This window comes from Streptosporangium amethystogenes, assembly GCF_000721075.1.
Taxonomy (GTDB): domain Bacteria; phylum Actinomycetota; class Actinomycetes; order Streptosporangiales; family Streptosporangiaceae; genus Streptosporangium; species Streptosporangium amethystogenes.
The window spans coordinates 1-226 of record NZ_JOEQ01000215.1; the positions used below are offsets into that span (position 1 = coordinate 1).

Sequence of the window (226 nt, forward strand, 5' to 3'; positions counted from 1 at the left end):
TTGGCCGGCGGCTGCTGGGTCGTGTTCGACCTGTGTCTCCAGCCGGAGCTGCCGTGATTCCGGGTCGGCGCCGTAGGCGGTGAACGACGGCTGAGTCGAGGGGAATGTCCACAGTCCTGATGCGAGTTGTCCCGGGGTCGCCGTTACTTCCGACACCACGGGCTTGGAGGTGTCGACTCGTCCGGTCTGCCACTCCGACCACGGACCCGCCACCCCGGTAGAGGTG

1 protein-coding gene is annotated in these 226 nt (G+C 67.3%); it reads right to left on the reverse strand.

The window, feature by feature from the left end; all coding sequences use genetic code 11:
• Nucleotides 1-226 (reverse strand): hypothetical protein (locus IG98_RS53015; RefSeq protein ID WP_211264400.1); only part of this gene is annotated, 226 nt, incomplete at both ends.